Origin of the sequence: Oceanobacillus locisalsi, from assembly GCF_042675985.1 — a bacterium.
GTDB lineage: Bacteria > Bacillota > Bacilli > Bacillales > Amphibacillaceae > Oceanobacillus > Oceanobacillus locisalsi.
Window position 1 is genome coordinate 1 of the sequence record NZ_JBHTKK010000012.1, and the last position, 16,540, is coordinate 16,540.

At 37.7% G+C, this 16,540-nt stretch carries 17 protein-coding genes; 10 read left to right on the forward strand and 7 right to left on the reverse strand.

The features are described 5' to 3' along the window. Window positions 1-470 precede the first annotated feature (470 nt). A complete protein-coding gene (locus ACFQ19_RS10760; protein WP_379592085.1) occupies window positions 471-1,157 on the forward strand; it encodes a hypothetical protein in 687 nt (228 codons plus the stop codon). A gap of 190 nt (window positions 1,158-1,347) precedes the next feature. On the opposite strand, the gene ACFQ19_RS10765 is transcribed toward ACFQ19_RS10760, so the two are convergent. The 3 genes from ACFQ19_RS10765 to ACFQ19_RS10775 all read right to left on the reverse strand — a co-directional run bounded on the left by ACFQ19_RS10765 (window position 1,348) and on the right by ACFQ19_RS10775 (window position 3,794). Beyond that, a complete protein-coding gene (locus tag ACFQ19_RS10765; protein ID WP_379592086.1) occupies window positions 1,348-2,568 on the reverse strand; it encodes a multidrug effflux MFS transporter in 1,221 nt (406 codons plus the stop codon). A 263-nt stretch (window positions 2,569-2,831) separates the two neighbouring features. Next, the gene (locus tag ACFQ19_RS10770) at window positions 2,832-3,221 is read right to left on the reverse strand and encodes a DUF2255 family protein (RefSeq protein ID WP_379592087.1); all 390 of its coding nucleotides are present in this window, start codon (window positions 3,219-3,221) and stop codon (window positions 2,832-2,834) included. Window positions 3,222-3,305: 84 nt separating this feature from the next. Then, window positions 3,306-3,794 (reverse strand): CvpA family protein, encoded by a 489-nt coding sequence (locus tag ACFQ19_RS10775; RefSeq protein WP_379592088.1) that lies wholly within the window; start codon window positions 3,792-3,794, stop codon window positions 3,306-3,308. A gap of 302 nt (window positions 3,795-4,096) precedes the next feature. On the opposite strand from ACFQ19_RS10775, the gene ACFQ19_RS10780 reads away from it, so the two are divergent. Beyond that, window positions 4,097-5,077 (forward strand): aldo/keto reductase, encoded by a 981-nt coding sequence (locus ACFQ19_RS10780; RefSeq protein WP_379592089.1) that lies wholly within the window; start codon window positions 4,097-4,099, stop codon window positions 5,075-5,077. 192 nt (window positions 5,078-5,269) lie between these two features. Here the strand turns inward: ACFQ19_RS10780 and ACFQ19_RS10785 are convergent, their stop codons facing one another. Both ACFQ19_RS10785 and ACFQ19_RS10790 read right to left on the reverse strand, forming a co-directional pair. Then, window positions 5,270-5,710, reverse strand: coding sequence for a cell wall hydrolase (locus tag ACFQ19_RS10785; RefSeq protein WP_379592090.1), 441 nt, complete (start codon window positions 5,708-5,710; stop codon window positions 5,270-5,272). 121 nt (window positions 5,711-5,831) lie between these two features. Further along, window positions 5,832-7,412 (reverse strand): BCCT family transporter, encoded by a 1,581-nt coding sequence (locus ACFQ19_RS10790; protein WP_379592091.1) that lies wholly within the window; start codon window positions 7,410-7,412, stop codon window positions 5,832-5,834. Window positions 7,413-7,839: 427 nt separating this feature from the next. On the opposite strand from ACFQ19_RS10790, the gene ACFQ19_RS10795 reads away from it, so the two are divergent. From ACFQ19_RS10795 to ACFQ19_RS10810, 4 genes are all read left to right on the forward strand, one after another. After that, window positions 7,840-8,220, forward strand: a complete 381-nt coding sequence (locus ACFQ19_RS10795; protein ID WP_379592092.1) for a VOC family protein — start codon at window positions 7,840-7,842, stop codon at window positions 8,218-8,220. A gap of 304 nt (window positions 8,221-8,524) precedes the next feature. Beyond that, window positions 8,525-9,238, forward strand: a complete 714-nt coding sequence (locus ACFQ19_RS10800; protein WP_379592093.1) for an SDR family NAD(P)-dependent oxidoreductase — start codon at window positions 8,525-8,527, stop codon at window positions 9,236-9,238. Window positions 9,239-9,738: 500 nt separating this feature from the next. Next, window positions 9,739-10,227, forward strand: coding sequence for a hypothetical protein (locus ACFQ19_RS10805; RefSeq protein WP_379592094.1), 489 nt, complete (start codon window positions 9,739-9,741; stop codon window positions 10,225-10,227). Between the two features lie 108 nt (window positions 10,228-10,335). Continuing rightward, complete coding sequence (locus ACFQ19_RS10810) at window positions 10,336-11,055, forward strand: aldo/keto reductase (RefSeq protein WP_379592095.1); 720 nt, start codon at window positions 10,336-10,338, stop codon at window positions 11,053-11,055. 98 nt (window positions 11,056-11,153) lie between these two features. Here the strand turns inward: ACFQ19_RS10810 and ACFQ19_RS10815 are convergent, their stop codons facing one another. Both ACFQ19_RS10815 and ACFQ19_RS10820 read right to left on the reverse strand, forming a co-directional pair. Then, the gene (locus tag ACFQ19_RS10815; RefSeq protein ID WP_379592096.1) at window positions 11,154-12,314 is read right to left on the reverse strand and encodes a DUF418 domain-containing protein; all 1,161 of its coding nucleotides are present in this window, start codon (window positions 12,312-12,314) and stop codon (window positions 11,154-11,156) included. 19 nt (window positions 12,315-12,333) lie between these two features. Continuing rightward, complete coding sequence (locus tag ACFQ19_RS10820; RefSeq protein ID WP_379592097.1) at window positions 12,334-12,798, reverse strand: hypothetical protein; 465 nt, start codon at window positions 12,796-12,798, stop codon at window positions 12,334-12,336. Between the two features lie 229 nt (window positions 12,799-13,027). Here ACFQ19_RS10820 and ACFQ19_RS10825 point away from each other — a divergent pair, with 229 nt between their 5' ends. From ACFQ19_RS10825 to ACFQ19_RS10840, 4 genes are all read left to right on the forward strand, one after another. Continuing rightward, window positions 13,028-13,840, forward strand: a complete 813-nt coding sequence (locus ACFQ19_RS10825) for an alpha/beta fold hydrolase (RefSeq protein WP_379592098.1) — start codon at window positions 13,028-13,030, stop codon at window positions 13,838-13,840. 366 nt (window positions 13,841-14,206) lie between these two features. Further along, window positions 14,207-14,680, forward strand: coding sequence for a GNAT family N-acetyltransferase (locus ACFQ19_RS10830; protein WP_379592099.1), 474 nt, complete (start codon window positions 14,207-14,209; stop codon window positions 14,678-14,680). 221 nt (window positions 14,681-14,901) lie between these two features. Next, on the forward strand, window positions 14,902-15,531 hold the full coding sequence (locus ACFQ19_RS10835) for a DUF1232 domain-containing protein (protein WP_379592100.1): 630 nt from the start codon (window positions 14,902-14,904) through the stop codon (window positions 15,529-15,531). A gap of 24 nt (window positions 15,532-15,555) precedes the next feature. Further along, on the forward strand, window positions 15,556-16,497 hold the full coding sequence (locus ACFQ19_RS10840) for an LCP family protein (RefSeq protein WP_379592101.1): 942 nt from the start codon (window positions 15,556-15,558) through the stop codon (window positions 16,495-16,497). The last annotated feature ends 43 nt before the right edge of the window (window positions 16,498-16,540 follow it).

Consider the following 16,540-nt stretch of genomic DNA (forward strand, 5'->3'; position numbering starts at 1 on the left):
AAATTGCGGAGGAGAAATGTATCCAGAATATTATAATGGCATCCATGGACAGGAATACAAATTATCAGATGTTCTCTAATTTGGATAGAAAGAAAAGGACCGGGCGGGGTTTGCCCGGTTTTTCTTAACACCGGACCTGTATCCGGAAATTGATTTTGAACGAGGAATGCATTTCGAAAATCTGGAGTTTTTTCAATTTTTAAGGAAAACCAAAAAAGGAACCAAGTATTCAGATAAAATCGTCAAAGTGCATCTAAAGAATGGAAAAGAAAAATACGTCTTTATCCATATCGAAGTACAGGCGGTTGGAAAAAAGAATTTGCAGAACGCATGTTTAAATATTTTTACCGGATTTACGATAAAACGAAACTTCCTTCAGCGGGAGTTTTTGCTTTTCTCCCGCTGAAGGTTAGTTGAGTGAATCAGGGAGTTAGCGCCCGTTACCTCCCGCCTGCATACGTTTAATCTTCATGCTCTATTTTGAGACGGGAGGTTTACGGGCGATTCTCCGTGGCAAAACGAATCAACCGATCTACTCCATCGCCTTGTTGACAGATACCAGCCAGAAAGAGCATGAAGACACATTCGGCTATTCTTTTTACGGCACCGAATTAACCTATACCTATAACACTTATCGATTTCATGGAAAAGATAAAGAAGAACTGAAAAAATTGGATAATCCATTTGCTTTAGCGGTGCTTGCCGGCATGTATATCAGTGAAAACACTGACAAAACCGTCAAAGATGACAAAAAAAGATACCGGTTGAAACAGCAGCTTCTCCGCCTGGCATTTGAAAAATATTCGCACCGCACCAACTATCTCGCCGCATTAGTGTATTTCATAGATTATATGATGCTGATTCCCTCAGACTTACAGGAACAACTGTATGAAACGTTACCCATCGCACAAAACAAAAAAGAGGAGGAAAAAATCATGGGTTTGGAAAAGTTAAGGGACACTCCGACGTTTGGCAAAGTGTATAGAGAAATCGAGGAAGAAGGAATCAGAAAAGGTATGGAACAAGGCAGGATAGAAGCGGAACGGGATATTGCCAAAAAGCTGTTGAGCAGGAATTATTCGGATGAAGAAATAGCTGAATTAACCAGTCTCGAAGTGAAAGAAGTAAGGATACTCCGGGAATCATTTGAAGATTAATGCTGGAAACAAGCGATTTACTTAAGTTTGTATTTTGGGCAGATAAGCAGTTGATTTAACGTAGATATAATTATCTTTAGAAAAGACTGTGTTAAAAATCAAACTGCTTCCGAAAATAAACGTTGAAACCCGGATAACCGCTAAAAAGGCATTCTCAGCTAAACAGCTTGGAATGCCTTTTAGTATACTTTTACGCTGAAGCATGTTTGCGCACAAGTAACAGATAGCTTAACAATCCGCCCAGATTGGCAACCACGATCGTTATCCCCATCGGAACAGCCGTACTTTCTCCAGCAATCCCCACAAAAGGAATGGCTATACCCCCTAATAGATAAGGGAGAATTCCTAAGAAAGCAGAGGCGCTCCCGGCATGTTTTTTCTGATTGCGCATGGCTAAAGAAAAAGTCAAAGGTGTGCTGATGCCCGTGCAGGAAACAACGACAAATAAAGGGATAACAATCAAAGGTAAAGGTGCTTGTATCCAAGTCATGAAAAATAAGACAATGCTACATAAGGTAGAGATGCAAAGCCCGATATAGAGCAACTTATCTTCCTCTATTTTTTTCGTGATCCCTCCAATGATTCTGGTACCGAGTATGATTCCAGCGCCATTTAAAGCAAATAAGAAACTGAACATTTGCGGTGATACGCCATAAATAGACTGATAAATAAATGGCGTGCCGGAAACATTGGCAAATACACCAGCCATGACCAATCCCTGTGTCAGTCCATATCCTAAAAAGCGTCTATTCTTTGTTAACTTCCCAAACGTCGCCAATGTTTGTTTCATATTTCCCTGCACTCGATTGGAAGAAGGGTTGGTTTCGGGTAAAACGATAAAGATAATTGCCAATATGGACAAAGCTAGCAAGCCAAGCAATAGAAAAATGCCTTGCCAATTTGTGAAGTTGAGAACTGCCCCGCCGATAATTGGAGCTATAATAGGCCCGACTCCTACAAAGAGGGTGATTAATCCATAGAGTTTGGTTAAATCTTTGCCAGAATAGATATCCCGGACAATTGCTCTGGAAATGACCACGCCTGCTGAAGCAGTTAATCCTTGAAAAAATCTGGCAGCGATGAATAACCAAATGGAGGGGGCAAAAATGCATAAAACAGAAGCAACTATATAGAGCATTAGAGCAGAAATAAGCGGAACTTTTCTTCCGCGTTTATCACTTAACGGTCCAAAAATAATTTGTCCGGCTGCAAGGCCTAGTAAACAAAAGGTTAAGCTTAACTGGACATTTGAAGCACTTGTCCCAAACGTATTAGCAATCGTTGGAAAACTCGGCAGATACATATCGACTGTCAGTGAACCAAAAGCTGCTAAGGTACCTAATAAGGTACTTATAGCTATTTTTTTGGAATTTGAAATGGTATTTTTAGAAAGGCTTTTCGCTGATTCCATATTATTCATTCACCCTATTCTTTTTTTACTTGTGCAGTTAAGGTTAACAAAGAAAGGTGTATGTGTGTAATGCCTGATATATCAAAGATGATGCCTTTTAAGCATAGACCTTGAAGGCAGTGCAGGCTGTTACATATATACATAAAAGAAATAAACTTGAAAAGGAATATAGTTAAACCTCTTTATCGAATACTTATGTTATATTTTTCTATCGTCAAAAAAACCGTCCAATCGATCATGGATTGAGGCGGTTTGGTATCAATTTATTCTGCGTTGCACGGTACTATTTTTACTGTTGCACTGACAGGTCCTTCTCCGAGCATCGGAGGAAGATATACGCTGGAGCCATATTTTTCTCGATAAGCTTCGTTTATTTTTTCCGTTAATGCAGCATCATTATTTATTGGCTCAAACGTCACGTCATATTCTTGACCAGCTAATTTTATCTTCCCTGCTTTTTGTTCAACGGCTGATTGATACCATCTGGAACGCTGGCCGTTATAAGCACGGACATACAGGTTGTTATCTGCTACAACAGACCAAATCCAAGTCGGTGTTCCAGGTGTCTCTCCGTCACTGTAAAAAGGGGAAATATACATATCATCCGCTGCTGAGAAAGTGTTCAGTTGTTCTTGTGTCCAATTTGATTGCATGATTACTACCTCCTTATTATTGTGAGTACTATTCTAATACTTCAAGTTGACTTTAGGTCAAGAAAAAGGGATCGCAGTAATTATTCAAATTTCTTCTACTTTCTCGGAAAGAACCGGTGTATCCTGAAGCATCGTCTGTGCTAGCGCTGATTCAGAAACAGAATCTTGTAAAGAAACAATTGGGACAAAAGAAACAAGATTTAGAAATAGAAAAAGAATGAGATATACTTTTACAAAACCAAATGCACCGCCAAGCCAGCGATTTACAATATTTATTAAAGGTAAATTCGCCAATAAATTCAAAGTTGAACCTAAAACGTTCCATAGAATTTGTGTACCAATAAGCAAGAGCAGGAAAGCAATCGTTTGATAAAAAATGGGTTCAAATGTGCTATCTGCACCAGGGGAAGGGATCCAGCTTAAATGCGGAGCAATATCATTAAAAAATAGATAAGCAACGGCAAGTGAAATAATAAAACCAGTCAGATTCACAAATTGCAAAACTAAACCTTGTCTTAAACCGATTAAAAACCCGCCGATTAAAATAAGGGAAATGACCAATGTCAGTATCATTATATTTACTTCCTTTCGCATACTTTATTTATATTATATTACAAAGGTAGATGACAAAAACTTTCATTGTATAGCATTAACTAAATAATATCATTTAAAGTTGACTTCAGGTCAACACAGAAAGCGAACCATATTTTGGATGTTAAAACTGGTTCTCTTTTTAAAAGTACATTTCTATATAGAAGAAATGAATGAAGAAAGAAAACCACTTTCAATTCAATTCATAATAAATTAATAAAATTGACTCAAAGTTCGCTTTAAAGGGTATAGTGTGTACATGAAATGAAAGGAGATGTTTCAGAATGGAATACGTGAAACTTGGAAATACGGGGTTAGATGTCTCACGGCTGTGCTTAGGCGGGATGAGTTTTGGTGACCCGGAAAAATGGATTCATCCGTGGGTGCTTGATGAGGAGCACAGCCGCCTCATTATTAAGAGGGCGCTTGAACTTGGCATTAATTTTTTTGATACGGCCAATGTTTACTCTAATGGAATAAGTGAAGAAATTATGGGACGAGCTCTTAAAGACTATGCCAATCGGGATGAAATTGCCATTGCAACAAAGCTCTATTTTCCAACGCATGAAGGACCAAATGCAGTCGGGCTTTCCAGAAAAGCCATTATGAGTGAAATAGATAAAAGTCTGGAGCGTCTCGGAACCGACTATGTGGACCTTTACATTATTCACCGCTGGGATTATAACACACCGATTGAAGAGACAATGGAAGCATTGCATGATGTGGTGAAGGCAGGAAAAGCAAGATATATTGGAGCCTCTGCCATGTATGCTTGGCAGTTTTTAAAAGCAAATCATGTGGCAGAGAAAAATGGGTGGACCAAATTTGTCTCCATGCAAAACCATTTAAACCTTTTGTATCGCGAAGAAGAAAGAGAGATGCTTCCCCTTTGTAAAGAAGAAAAAATTGGCGTTACTCCATATAGTCCGCTTGCTTCAGGCAGATTAACTCGTGATTGGTCTGAAACAACGAAACGTTCTGAAACAGACAAGTCTCAAAAGTCGAAATATGGTGCGACAGAAGATACAGATCGGGTGATAGTAGAGCGCGTTGCAGAAATCGCAAAAAAGCGTGGTGTACCGTGTGTTCAAATCGCACTTGCTTGGCTGCTTCAGAAAGAACCTGTAACAGCGCCGGTTATTGGTGCTACAAAACTGTATCATATTGAAGATCCGGTAGCTGCGCTCTCCATTCATTTAACACCGGAAGAAGTTGCATTTTTAGAAGAGCCTTATGTACCTCATCTGATAGTTGGTCCGCTTTAAGAGAGCTTTATCTAGACTGAAAAGTGATTGGTTAAAAGTAGATGATAAATCATATTTTAAACTGTTAATTAGACAGAAAGAGTTAGATAAAACACGAAAAAGAAGTCCAGCCGCCTTTTCTCACTAAACGGGGGCTGGACTTCTTCCAATTGATGCAATACATATTCTAATCTCATATAGGACACAAGCTTACTATCCCATATAAACACTTTCACATGTTCCAGGAGCTGGTTCATAAAAACAATGCTGCTTAAATTGACCGGAAAAAGGCTGGTCATACCATGTAGGAGGGCAGGGTGCATATGGGTTAAAGTACCAAAGTGCAAACTTCGCCGGGTGATCTCTCCAACTCTCCAAATTCTGTCTTGCTAATCTTCTTTCAAATGGTCTTGCCCGTTGGTAAAACATATTTCCTTCTTGAACGGCTTCAAAAGAGTAATTTCCTCCTTGAATTTGAAAGATAACTTCTTCGACGGTTCTTACATTTGTAAAATCGGTACAATCTGCTACTGCGCGGTTAACAATAACATTTCCAACATACAGCATTCCTTGTTTTCCTTCGCCTTCCGCTTCCGCCCGCATCATCCTTGCCATTAAGTCAACATCTGCTTCTCGGTAAGCTACTCTTCCCATTATCTCACCTCTAAAATAGGATATGAAAGACAGTGTCCATTGATACCTTTATTGACTGTAATTTTTTAAATATATTATAGCAACGTTTTTCTTAGGCTCATTTAACACCTGCTAAATAACGTTACTCTTGATTTGTATCGTTTTCTTCGTCTTTTGTCTGTTCTTCATATTCCTTTATTCTTTTTTTGTTAGGCGTTAGTGCATATCCTAAATATTTTCTTTCCTTCTCGGCATCTTTGAAGAAGGCTATCGTCATTAAGATGACGACCAGACTAAAAGGAAGTGCAGAGATAATAGCGGCAGACTGTAAGGCTTCCAATCCGGTTTCTCCACCCGATAAAAGTAATACAAATGCAATGGTGGATAATGAGATTCCCCATGTGATTTTGATGTAGTTCTTGGGATGAAGCGTTCCAAAAGCAGTTTGCATGCCTAACACAAATGTGGCAGCATCAGCTGAAGTAACAAAGAAAGATAATATCAACACTAAAGCAATAATAGAAAAAACAATACCCCAAGGCATTTCATTAAAAATGCCAAACAGCTGTGTTTCAGGTGGCATGTCAAATATTTGCGGTACACTTTGTGCTGTATCAATCCCTGTTAATCCAAAAGAACTAAACCAAAGAAAACTTACAACGGTTGGAACGAATAATACGGCCAGAATAAATTCCCGGATGGATCTGCCGCGTGAAACCCTTGCAATAAAAATACCTACAAAAGGACTCCAACTCATCCACCAGCCCCAATAATATATTGTCCACTCCTGCATCCATTCGTGCTTTTGCTCGTTTAATGGTGCTGGGTCCAAACTGTTAAATATTAAAGTGTTGAAGTAATCTCCGGCTGCACTCGGAATCATATTAAGTATCAGTAAGGTAGGGCCCAGGATTAACACAGCAAGACATAATAAGGCAGCTAATATCATATTCAAATTGCTTAAATACTGCATCCCTTTACTTAATCCGATCCAAGCGCTGATTAAGAACAACACGGTCGCAACAGCAATAATCACTCCCTGCATCCATATATTATTAGGTACATCAAAGAGATAGTTTAAACCTCCATTAATTTGTATCGCGCCGACACCTAAGGATACGGCTACCCCGATAATGGTTGCAAATACGGCTAATACATCAACAATATCTCCAATAGGGCCATCTACTTTATCTCCTAAAATGGGACGGAGTGTTTTTGAAATTAAACCAAGCTCCCCTTTTCTAAACTGCGAATAGGCCAATGTCAGTGCTATAATACCATATACGGCCCAAGGGTGGAGTCCATAATGCAGGAAAGAAGAGCGCATTGCTTCCGCTAAGGCAGCTTGCGTTTCCGGATCGGCATTCGGCGGAGCTAAATAATGGGAAATAGGTTCGGATGATCCATAAAAGACCAAACCAATCCCCATACCAGCACTGAATAGCATTGTTAGCCAAGATATTGTATTGAACTCCGGTTTATCATTTGGTTTACCTAATTTGAGTTTGCCAATTGGACTGAGACCAAGGAAAATACTGAAAAACAGAATAAAAGTAAAAGTGGTCATATAATACCAACCAAATGTTTCTGTAACCCATGTTCCTATTGCACCAGAAATGTTACCGAATTGGTCAGGGAAAACAGCACCCAATATCACCAATATACCGACAATAATGGATGCGTATATGAACACACTAGAAAAATGCTTCTTATTTTTGCTCATGGAAAATGTTCTCCTTTTATCTTTTATTTAATAAAAAGATGCTTTCCTTTAACATAACCCTTTAGTAACCGTATTATGTGAAGGGAATTATTTTTCAATTTTTTCTTGAGGTTATAACTGGAAATTCAAGTAGCAGGATGTACTTGTACAAATAAAGAGATTCACCGTATAATCTTGGTATGAAAGAAAAAAGGAATATGTACTTGCTCAAAGACGTGCGACATACAGCTTTTTTAACGCATTTCCGAAAGAAGTTTTTCTTTTTAGGCAGGAGGCAGAGAACAAAATGAATGTTGTGATTGTGTGGGGGAAACACGAACTTTTCCACCATTTTGTCAACGATTGGGAACAGGATTATTTATATTGATTACAAAGTCTTGGACTGCATCTCATGATAACAGAGACTGTCTGAAGGGGGAGAAGGAATATGAAAATAGAACATGTTGCAATTTGGGTGAAGGATTTAGAAAAAATGAAGGCTTTTTATGAAACATATTTTCAAGCAGTTGCTGGTGAAAAATATTGTAATGAAAAGAAGGGCTTTGAATCCTATTTTCTAACATTTGATACATCTGCACGTTTAGAAATTATGCGTAAATCGGGTATGGATCAAACCGATTCCAATGAGCGGCTCGGCTGGGCTCATATTGCGATTTCATTAGATAGTAAAGAAATCGTTGATCAAATGACAACCAGATTGAACAAGGATGGTTACCTGCTTGTCAATGGTCCGCGTGTTACTGGAGATGGATATTATGAAAGTGTATTCGAAGACCCGGAAGGCAATTTGATAGAATTGACCGTGTAAGCATGCTGTATTCAATGGTCAACCCTTGTTCCTATGAATCCAAAGTTACTTTTAAAAGTGCGAAAATTGAGTGAAAACAAGTATTTACAAATGTTGTTTGAATTTGAAAAAGGTACGAATAGACAGTGCCAATGTTGTCTATTCGTACCTTTTTTTACAGACCGTTTTAATCGTTAAAATAGCTATTTCCGATAATGTTGAAAATGACTCTATTTAATTTACAGCATCCATTCAAATGTGTAACATAATTAGGCAAAGGGGGAAGATGATAATGACAGATCAAATGAAGCGTTTCGAAGGCAAAGTGGCTTTAGTGACAGGGGGACGCTCTGGGATTGGGCAAGCTATCGCCCGTCGCCTGCACGATGAGGGGGCAACTGTCATCACTGCACAACGCGGTGAAGATAAGACATTTGACTCGATTACAGCTGACTTTTCTGATTCGAAGACACCGGAACGCGTGATAGCTGAAGTTATTCACCGTGCAGGACGGCTCGATGTTCTGATTAATAATGCGGGTATGATGATGGAAGCAGGAATCGAAGAAATGACCCTAGAGGATTGGCAGCGTAACATCAATTTGAACCTGACAGCACCTTTCCTGCTGATTCGTGCAGCTTTGCCTTATCTGCGCAAGACACAAGGCAGTATCGTTAATACCAGCTCTGTGGAAGGAATGGCTGCAAACCCTAACCATGCGGCCTATGGTGTGACGAAGTCAGGTATTCTTGGCTTGACCCGTTCCATCGCTGTTGATCATGGACATGAAGGCATACGTTGCAATGCAGTAGCACCAGGGTGGATTGATACGGACCTGAACATCAATCTTATCGAAAATTCACCGGATCCTGAAGCATTTAAACGCGACCTTGGAAAAATTCATCCTGCCGGTCGGACTGGTAAACCAGAAGAGGTAGCAGCACTTGTGGCTTTTCTCGCTGCTGAGGAAGCAGGGTTTATTACGGGACAGGTTTATACCGTGGATGGAGGCAGGACGACCCAGTTGAGCTTGCCTTAACGATTCTTGCTCTGGGTATATGATAAGCAGAATATTTACCAATATACCAGAAGCATTTTGGAAGAAACTCCCTTACAGTAGGTTACTTTTTAAAAGTATCTACTGTAAGGGAGTTTCTCATGTTTTAAATAACTTTTTAGGTTTTCTTGGTCGTTTATCTTTTGTTTCATTTTCCTTATGATAAAAAGCATGAAGATGCCTCAGTTTATCATTCAATATCCGATAATAGTGACTTTGTTTCATTTTTAATTATAAAATGATTATATATTCTTTACTTTATTTTTTCCTCAGGTAAACTTATTTTAATGAGGGAAATTTGTGGGATGAGTACTGCCAAATCATAAAATGAATAACAGAGGGTTAAGAAGAAAGTATTCCATTAAAACTTGAGTTGTTCGACCAATAATCAATAATGTGTGAATGCATTATAAAAAAATATATTTAGAAATTAACAGAACATTATATAAATAAAATGATGAAGTACAGAAAGGGGGGATAAAATGGTTTTGTTCATTCAGAGCGTTATTTTGTGTTTGTTATTTACAATTGTTATAGCTTTTAAATACTTTAAAAATGATCCGATGAAAGGTTTGTACAATTATCCTCCGAAAATACAGGAACGGGTTAAATCAATGGAAGAATACCAAGGAAGCATTCCGACCAGGAATAATAAAATAGTTGCGAAGATGATTGGTGGCGTTATATTTGTTTTCCTGGGTGTTCTGCTTGCAAGGGTGGCTGGTGCAGAAGGATTTTTGGAAGCATTTATTCATATGTTTATCTTGTTTACTATCGGTAATCTTTATGATTTGATTGTGATAGATTGGCTGATGTTTCGCCATATGAAAGGGTTTCGTATTCCGGGTACGGAAGATATGGTCAGCGAGTATCATAATTATGCTTTTCATTTCAGGGCATTTTTAAGAGGAATAATTATAGGCTTTGTTATATCCATAATGGTTGGACTGATTCATATGCTGATTTTTTGATTATAGTAAGAAGTTGTTGACCTGAAGTAGACTCTAGGTATTATAATGTATTTTAATGCCATTGCCCCAAATATACTTTGGTCAAATTATATAATAGGAGATGTTCAAATGATTTTAAATGAAAATTATCAGTTGTCCAATGGGATTGAGATTCCTAAATTAGGTCTTGGAACATGGTTTATTGATAATGAAGATGCCGCACATGCTGTTATAGAGACAGTGAAAATCGGTTATCGGCATATTGATACAGCGCAAGCCTATGGAAACGAAAATGGTATTGGTGAAGGGGTTAAAAATAGCGGAGTGGGTAGAGAAGACTTATTTATCACGACAAAGCTTGCTGCAGAAGAGAAATCTTATGAAGAAGCTTACCGAGCAGGAAAACTTCGTGCAATTGGTGTCTCTAATTTTGAAAAAGAAGATTTAGACAATATTCTTGATTATTGCAAGGTCAAGCCAATGGTTAATCAAATCTTAGCCCATATCAGCAATACCCCATTTGATTTAATTGCATATACGCAAGAGCAAGGCATTCTTGTCGAGGCTTATTCCCCAATTGCTCACGGTGAATTATTTAAAAATAAGGAAGTGGAGACGGTTGCAGAAAAATACAATGTTTCCATCCCGCAATTAAGTATCCGCTATACGTTGCAGCTTGGATTACTTCCTTTGCCTAAAACAGCAAATCCAGCTCATATGAAAAATAATGCTGGAGTGGATTTTACCATTTCAGAGGAAGATATGGAAGATTTGAAAAAGGCAGAGCGTATTGAAAATTATGGTGAAGCGAACGACATGCCTGTATTTGGCTGGAAACTGAAGAAATAAGATAAAATATTTTAAAAAGAACTGCATTCCTTAAGCGTTTTATGCTCTATCGGGAATGCAGTTTTTACTTTGTCATCTCATGATATTATTCTGTTCCGTTATTTGTTATACACCAAATAACGCATACAAACTTCCAATGGCCCTTTTATTTGCTGACGTTCCATCAAGTGCGCAATGGATAAAGTTAACATCCACATCAAGGTACCGACGAATACGGAAGTGGTGACAGTTAAGTGTGCTCCTAAATTGAAAGCAATAGGAGATAATAGGATGACTGTCAAAACCTCATGGATCACGAAAAATGTTAAGGAACGTTTCCCCATTGCTGCGATTGCATTGATGATCAACCCACGCTTTCGAATAGCAACTCCCAATAATCCAAACAATGCAGCATAGCCAGCACCGCCTGCAAAACCAGTGATAATTTGAATACCGTACACAAGTCCTGCAGTGAAAAGGTCAGGAAACCAGACATCGTTAATCAACACCAATGGTATAGCACCAGCAAGAGAAATTGTTAAGCTGCCAATGGTTAAATGTTTTAATAGTTTGATATGTTTTTCTGGTTGAAGGAGTATATTTATATTCCCCAGCCAAATTCCCATTAAGATAGAAGGAATTACCGGAAAGGCAATATGCGTAAACAATGGAATAAGAGGGATAGAGATTAGCCGGTCAAGTATTGTACCTGTATATGATTCCTGGCCAGTTAATTCTACCGGTAACCCGTAAGACTGATTTTCCACGAGGACACCTCCCCAAAAAAGCGGGATATATAAGATACATATAATCGTAGAAATAAGTACATATTTCTTTATTTTCTTATTATCCTTTTTTAAGCTGAAGGTGACAAGAAGTCCTGCAATACCATAAGTCATCAAGATGTCCTGCCCGCCAGCAACACCGGCTAGTATTGCGCCAAACAATATCAAATACCAGCAACGTCTTTTTATCATACGTTTCGCTTCCGCTGCGCCTTTTCTTTCGCATTGCTTACGATAAATCATAACGAGGCCATAACCAAATAGGACGGCGAATAATGGACGCGCCCGGTTATCTACTATGATTTCCATTAAAAAATTGAAGAAATGATCTAATGGTGTGTTGCCGGCAACTTTGGTGATGACTCCTGGCTCTATTGTGTATAAAAACAATGGGATATGCGAGAGTATAATGAAAAAGAGCATGAATCCACGTGCAAGGTCTAGAGAGAGTGCACGTTTCGTTTGCGTTGTTTTGTCCGTTTTTAAGTGGCTCATAAACAAACCTCCTCATCTTTTATCCCTTGTTCTTTCGCAACTTATTAATCATCCACAGTACTCCGACAATGAAAAGCACCGACAAAATAACAACATCAAATTTGCTTGGATAATTTTCAATAAACATTTGAACCGGTTCCGGAAGGCTCCCTTGAAAAAGAGAATCGATAACCGTTCTTAAAACCGTCAACAGAAATATAATCAATTGCAATAGAAGCAAGATAGGCAGCAATCCTAAAGTTCCAATGAACCATTTCCAAGAGAATGCCGCATTAAAAATATAAAAAATGGCGGAAAGAATCATCGCCACACCTATAATGATAAAAATAATGAAACGAATCCATTGCACAAATGCGAATGATTCCAGGTTATATAGATAAATAACATAGGAAAATGCAAGTACGGATAAAACAATACTGATAAATGGGATGATGCGTTGAAACCAACGGGGGAGATGATGAAATTCATCTACTTTGTTATCCATCATGATAAACTCCTTTTTGATTGGGTGAAATATAATTTGATTAAAAGATTATATTTTTGATTGACCGTTCAAAATTTATCATGTAGGGATGATTTTGTCAAGGTGTCAATTATTGAAATGTTAATTAATAGAAACGAATACAAAAATAATGTTTTTTCATGTTTCTTTTTGGGAACAAAGCTAGCAAGACAATATATTTTGTTCACAGAAATAAAAGGAGGTCATTCAAGTGGCACATAAAATTAAAATTGAAGAGAATGCTTATTTAAACGTAGAAGATATCGGTGAAGGACAACCTGTCGTATTCTTACATGGATGGCCAGCAAATAATAAAATGTTTGAGTATCAAGCACAACACGTAGTAGAAAATGGTTATAGATATATTGGTATTGACCACAGAGGTTTTGGTTTATCTGACACAACAGCATCAGGTTATGATTACAATAGTATTGCAGATGATATTCAAAAAGTCATTACTGAATTAAAACTTAAAAACTACATTATAGTAGGTTTTTCAGTAGGTGGTGCATTATCATTAAAATATGCTTCGAAATATAACAATCCTAATTTACAAAAAATGATACTTTTGGGACCGGCTGGACCAAGCTTCGTTCAACGTGATGATTACCCATATGGTATGAAAGCAAATGAAGTTACGGATTTAGTAAATGCAATTTCTGATGATCATCCTAAAGCAATCACAGACTTTGGTGAAGTATTCTTTAGTTCAAACACAAATGTATCTAATGCCTACAAAGATTATTTTAATCGATTAACATTGACATCATCATTAATCGGTACAGTAAAACTTGCTGAATCATTACGTGATGAAGATTTAAGAAAAGATGTTAATACCATAGACCTACCTGTTTATGGTATACACGGTACAGACGATGCAGTTTGCCCTATCCAATTTTCTGAGGAACTTGAAAAAACAATGCCTAACTATCAATTAACTAGAGTTTCAGACGCTGGACATGCATTGTTCTTTGAAAAAAAACAAAAAATTAACGATTTATTAATAGAATTTTTAGCAAAATAAAGAAAAGCATATCAGTCTATAATGAAGTAAACTATTATTGTTCATAAATATGAATAAAAATCCAATTTCACACTGTTGAAAATCATGTCTCTTCATAATATTCATAAATACGGAGTCTTTTAATCGCTTCATCACAAAACAGGATTCAATCGTAAAAAAGGGAGCCTTTTAACCAAACGTATTAAAGGACTCCCTTTTACATCACAAATTATTTTCGTTAAACCGCACCGAAGAAATAAAACATTGGAAATGATGTGAATGTGAAATAATTTCTTCTATACTAATTAATAGTAGGTTGATGGATAAGAGGAGCGAGACTTCTCAATTAAAAAATGTATTGACTGCATGAAAGGAGAGAGAAATATAATGCATTTTCGAAAGGCACAGAAAGAAGATATACCTGCAATTGTTCGCTTATTAGCTGACGATGAATTAGGTTCCGGGCGTGAAAGGTATGAAAATCCATTACCAGAAGAATATTATCAAGCTTTTGAGGCAATGGAAGCACAGATTGGTAACCAGATTATTTTAGCTTTGGATGAAGAAGAGATCATTGGCTGTATTCAATTGACCATTATACCTGGATTGGCAAGATTAGGAATGAAGCGAGCACAGATAGAAGGAGTCCGGGTTGATAAAAATTATCGTGGGAAAAAGATGGGAGAAGCTTTGTTTCAAGAAGCAATTGCTATTGCGAAAGCTGAAAAATGCGGTCTCGTGCAATTAACAACCGACAAAGAGCGCCATGACGCTCATCGCTTTTATGAAAGGTTAGGATTTTCTGCCAGTCATGAAGGGATGAAATTAATCTTTAAAACGGAAAAGGAAACGATGTTGTAAAAAAACAGATGGTATTCTGTAATAATAAAGATTGTAATATATCCGAGTGTTGACATCATGTCAACACTCGGATATATTATGTAATAGATTATCATTAATCTGCTTGGTTGATCGTATTTCGAATGATGCAGCCAGTTGCCTTAATAATGAAAGATTTTGATAACAACGTTGGTTCAAAGGGATAATCATCAAACATTTTGATAAATGAGGGGATAATACATATGTCCACGTATCATTTAGGTAACAGATTGAAAGCGTTATTACACACTCGTGCCATTTCAATAAGAAAATGCAGTGAGCAGACGGGTATTGATAAAGCGACTATTTCACGTATTATCAATGGAAAGCGGGAAGCGAATATGCAACATTTAAAGAAATTTGCTTCTTGTTTGGATATACCGCTCGCAGAACTTATGCATGCAGCTGGTTATTCTGTTCACGCCGAAGCATCTCATGACCTTTCGGATATTCATACATCCATGAAAGAGATTCAGCAGACACTAAAGGCAGCCGATCTTTATCAAGATAATTTAAGTATGGATGCCGTTCAACAGCAATTAGCCAGTTATGAACAACAAGTTCAAACGGAAGAAGGAAACCAAACCATTCACAATCAATTTAAGAAAAAAGTAGATGAGGTAGGGAGCAAGGGACCTTTTATTAATCAACTAAAGGATTTTTATACACAATTTGCACAATATAAAAGGGATCCCTTTACTTTAACTGTCATGGGAGGTGCACTATTGTACTTTATTACACCAGTAGATGTAGTTCCGGATTATATTTTCCCTATTGGGTATATGGATGACGCTATTGCTGTACAAATTGCTTTAAAAAAACTTTCCAACTAAAGAAATATACAAGGAGTATTTAACATGAAAAGACGTGAAAGAAAAAGTGCAAAACGAAAATGGATACCTCGTGTTTTATTATTGGTAATCGTATGTATTATTGCAGCAGTTGCCTATGTAATAACGCAGTATTATCAAGGTTTATCAGAAGCTGAAGAAGGACAATACAAAGACGATGGCACATCTTTTATTCCATTTGAGGGTTCAGAACCGCAGTTTGGAGAAATCAATGTGTTACTGATTGGCAGTGATACACGCGGAGATGAAAACGGCTTGTCGGATACCATTATGATTGCCAATTACAATCAAGATACCCATGATATCAAGCTTGCTTCCATTATGCGTGATACATATGTAAAGATTCCTGGACACGGGATGCAAAAGATTAATGCAGCTTTTGCCTTTGACGGTCCGGAGCTGCTTAGGCAAACACTAAAGCAAAATTTTGATATCGATCTTCATTATTATGCGGTGGTGGATTTCGAAGGATTTTCGAAAATCACAGATATTATTGCTCCCGATGGGATTGAAGTAGATATACCGCATCAAATGTCAGAAGATATTGGCGTGACACTTGAACCAGGGAAACAAGTATTAAACGGGGAAGAGCTGCTTGGGTATGTACGATTCCGGAAAGATGGAGATGGCGACCACGGAAGAGTACAGCGTCAGCAAGAAGCAATAGCTAAGTTGAAAGATGAAGCGGTGAGTGTTCACAGCCTGATGAAATTGCCAAAATTGTTGGGAATTGCAGATCCATACATTGACACCAATGTAGATAATAGAACCATACTCTCTATTGGTAAAGGGTTAATAGCTGGCAGTGAGAATCCTATAGACACATTAAGCATTCCCGTAGATCAGTCCTTTCAAAATGCCCGGACAGAAGCCGGTGCGGTGCTGGAAATTGACTTAGAACAAAATAAACAAGCATTACAAGACTTTTTATCAGCAGATACAGAATAAATCGGTTGCATCGTAGTTTGTGCATTTTCATTTGCCGTTTTTG

What these genes read in the sequence shown, in the direction of transcription:
- ACFQ19_RS10760 (WP_379592085.1), top strand. Translation starts at nt 471, where the DNA reads ATGCTCTATTTTGAGACGGGAGGTTTACGGGCGATTCTCCGTGGCAAA.
- ACFQ19_RS10765 (WP_379592086.1), bottom strand. Translation starts at nt 2,568, where the DNA reads ATGGAATCAGCGAAAAGCCTTTCTAAAAATACCATTTCAAATTCCAAA.
- ACFQ19_RS10770 (WP_379592087.1), bottom strand. Translation starts at nt 3,221, where the DNA reads ATGCAATCAAATTGGACACAAGAACAACTGAACACTTTCTCAGCAGCG.
- ACFQ19_RS10775 (WP_379592088.1), bottom strand. Translation starts at nt 3,794, where the DNA reads ATGATACTGACATTGGTCATTTCCCTTATTTTAATCGGCGGGTTTTTA.
- ACFQ19_RS10780 (WP_379592089.1), top strand. Translation starts at nt 4,097, where the DNA reads ATGGAATACGTGAAACTTGGAAATACGGGGTTAGATGTCTCACGGCTG.
- ACFQ19_RS10785 (WP_379592090.1), bottom strand. Translation starts at nt 5,710, where the DNA reads ATGGGAAGAGTAGCTTACCGAGAAGCAGATGTTGACTTAATGGCAAGG.
- ACFQ19_RS10790 (WP_379592091.1), bottom strand. Translation starts at nt 7,412, where the DNA reads ATGAGCAAAAATAAGAAGCATTTTTCTAGTGTGTTCATATACGCATCC.
- ACFQ19_RS10795 (WP_379592092.1), top strand. Translation starts at nt 7,840, where the DNA reads ATGAAAATAGAACATGTTGCAATTTGGGTGAAGGATTTAGAAAAAATG.
- ACFQ19_RS10805 (WP_379592094.1), top strand. Translation starts at nt 9,739, where the DNA reads ATGGTTTTGTTCATTCAGAGCGTTATTTTGTGTTTGTTATTTACAATT.
- ACFQ19_RS10810 (WP_379592095.1), top strand. Translation starts at nt 10,336, where the DNA reads ATGATTTTAAATGAAAATTATCAGTTGTCCAATGGGATTGAGATTCCT.
- ACFQ19_RS10815 (WP_379592096.1), bottom strand. Translation starts at nt 12,314, where the DNA reads ATGAGCCACTTAAAAACGGACAAAACAACGCAAACGAAACGTGCACTC.
- ACFQ19_RS10820 (WP_379592097.1), bottom strand. Translation starts at nt 12,798, where the DNA reads ATGGATAACAAAGTAGATGAATTTCATCATCTCCCCCGTTGGTTTCAA.
- ACFQ19_RS10830 (WP_379592099.1), top strand. Translation starts at nt 14,207, where the DNA reads ATGCATTTTCGAAAGGCACAGAAAGAAGATATACCTGCAATTGTTCGC.
- ACFQ19_RS10835 (WP_379592100.1), top strand. Translation starts at nt 14,902, where the DNA reads ATGTCCACGTATCATTTAGGTAACAGATTGAAAGCGTTATTACACACT.
- ACFQ19_RS10840 (WP_379592101.1), top strand. Translation starts at nt 15,556, where the DNA reads ATGAAAAGACGTGAAAGAAAAAGTGCAAAACGAAAATGGATACCTCGT.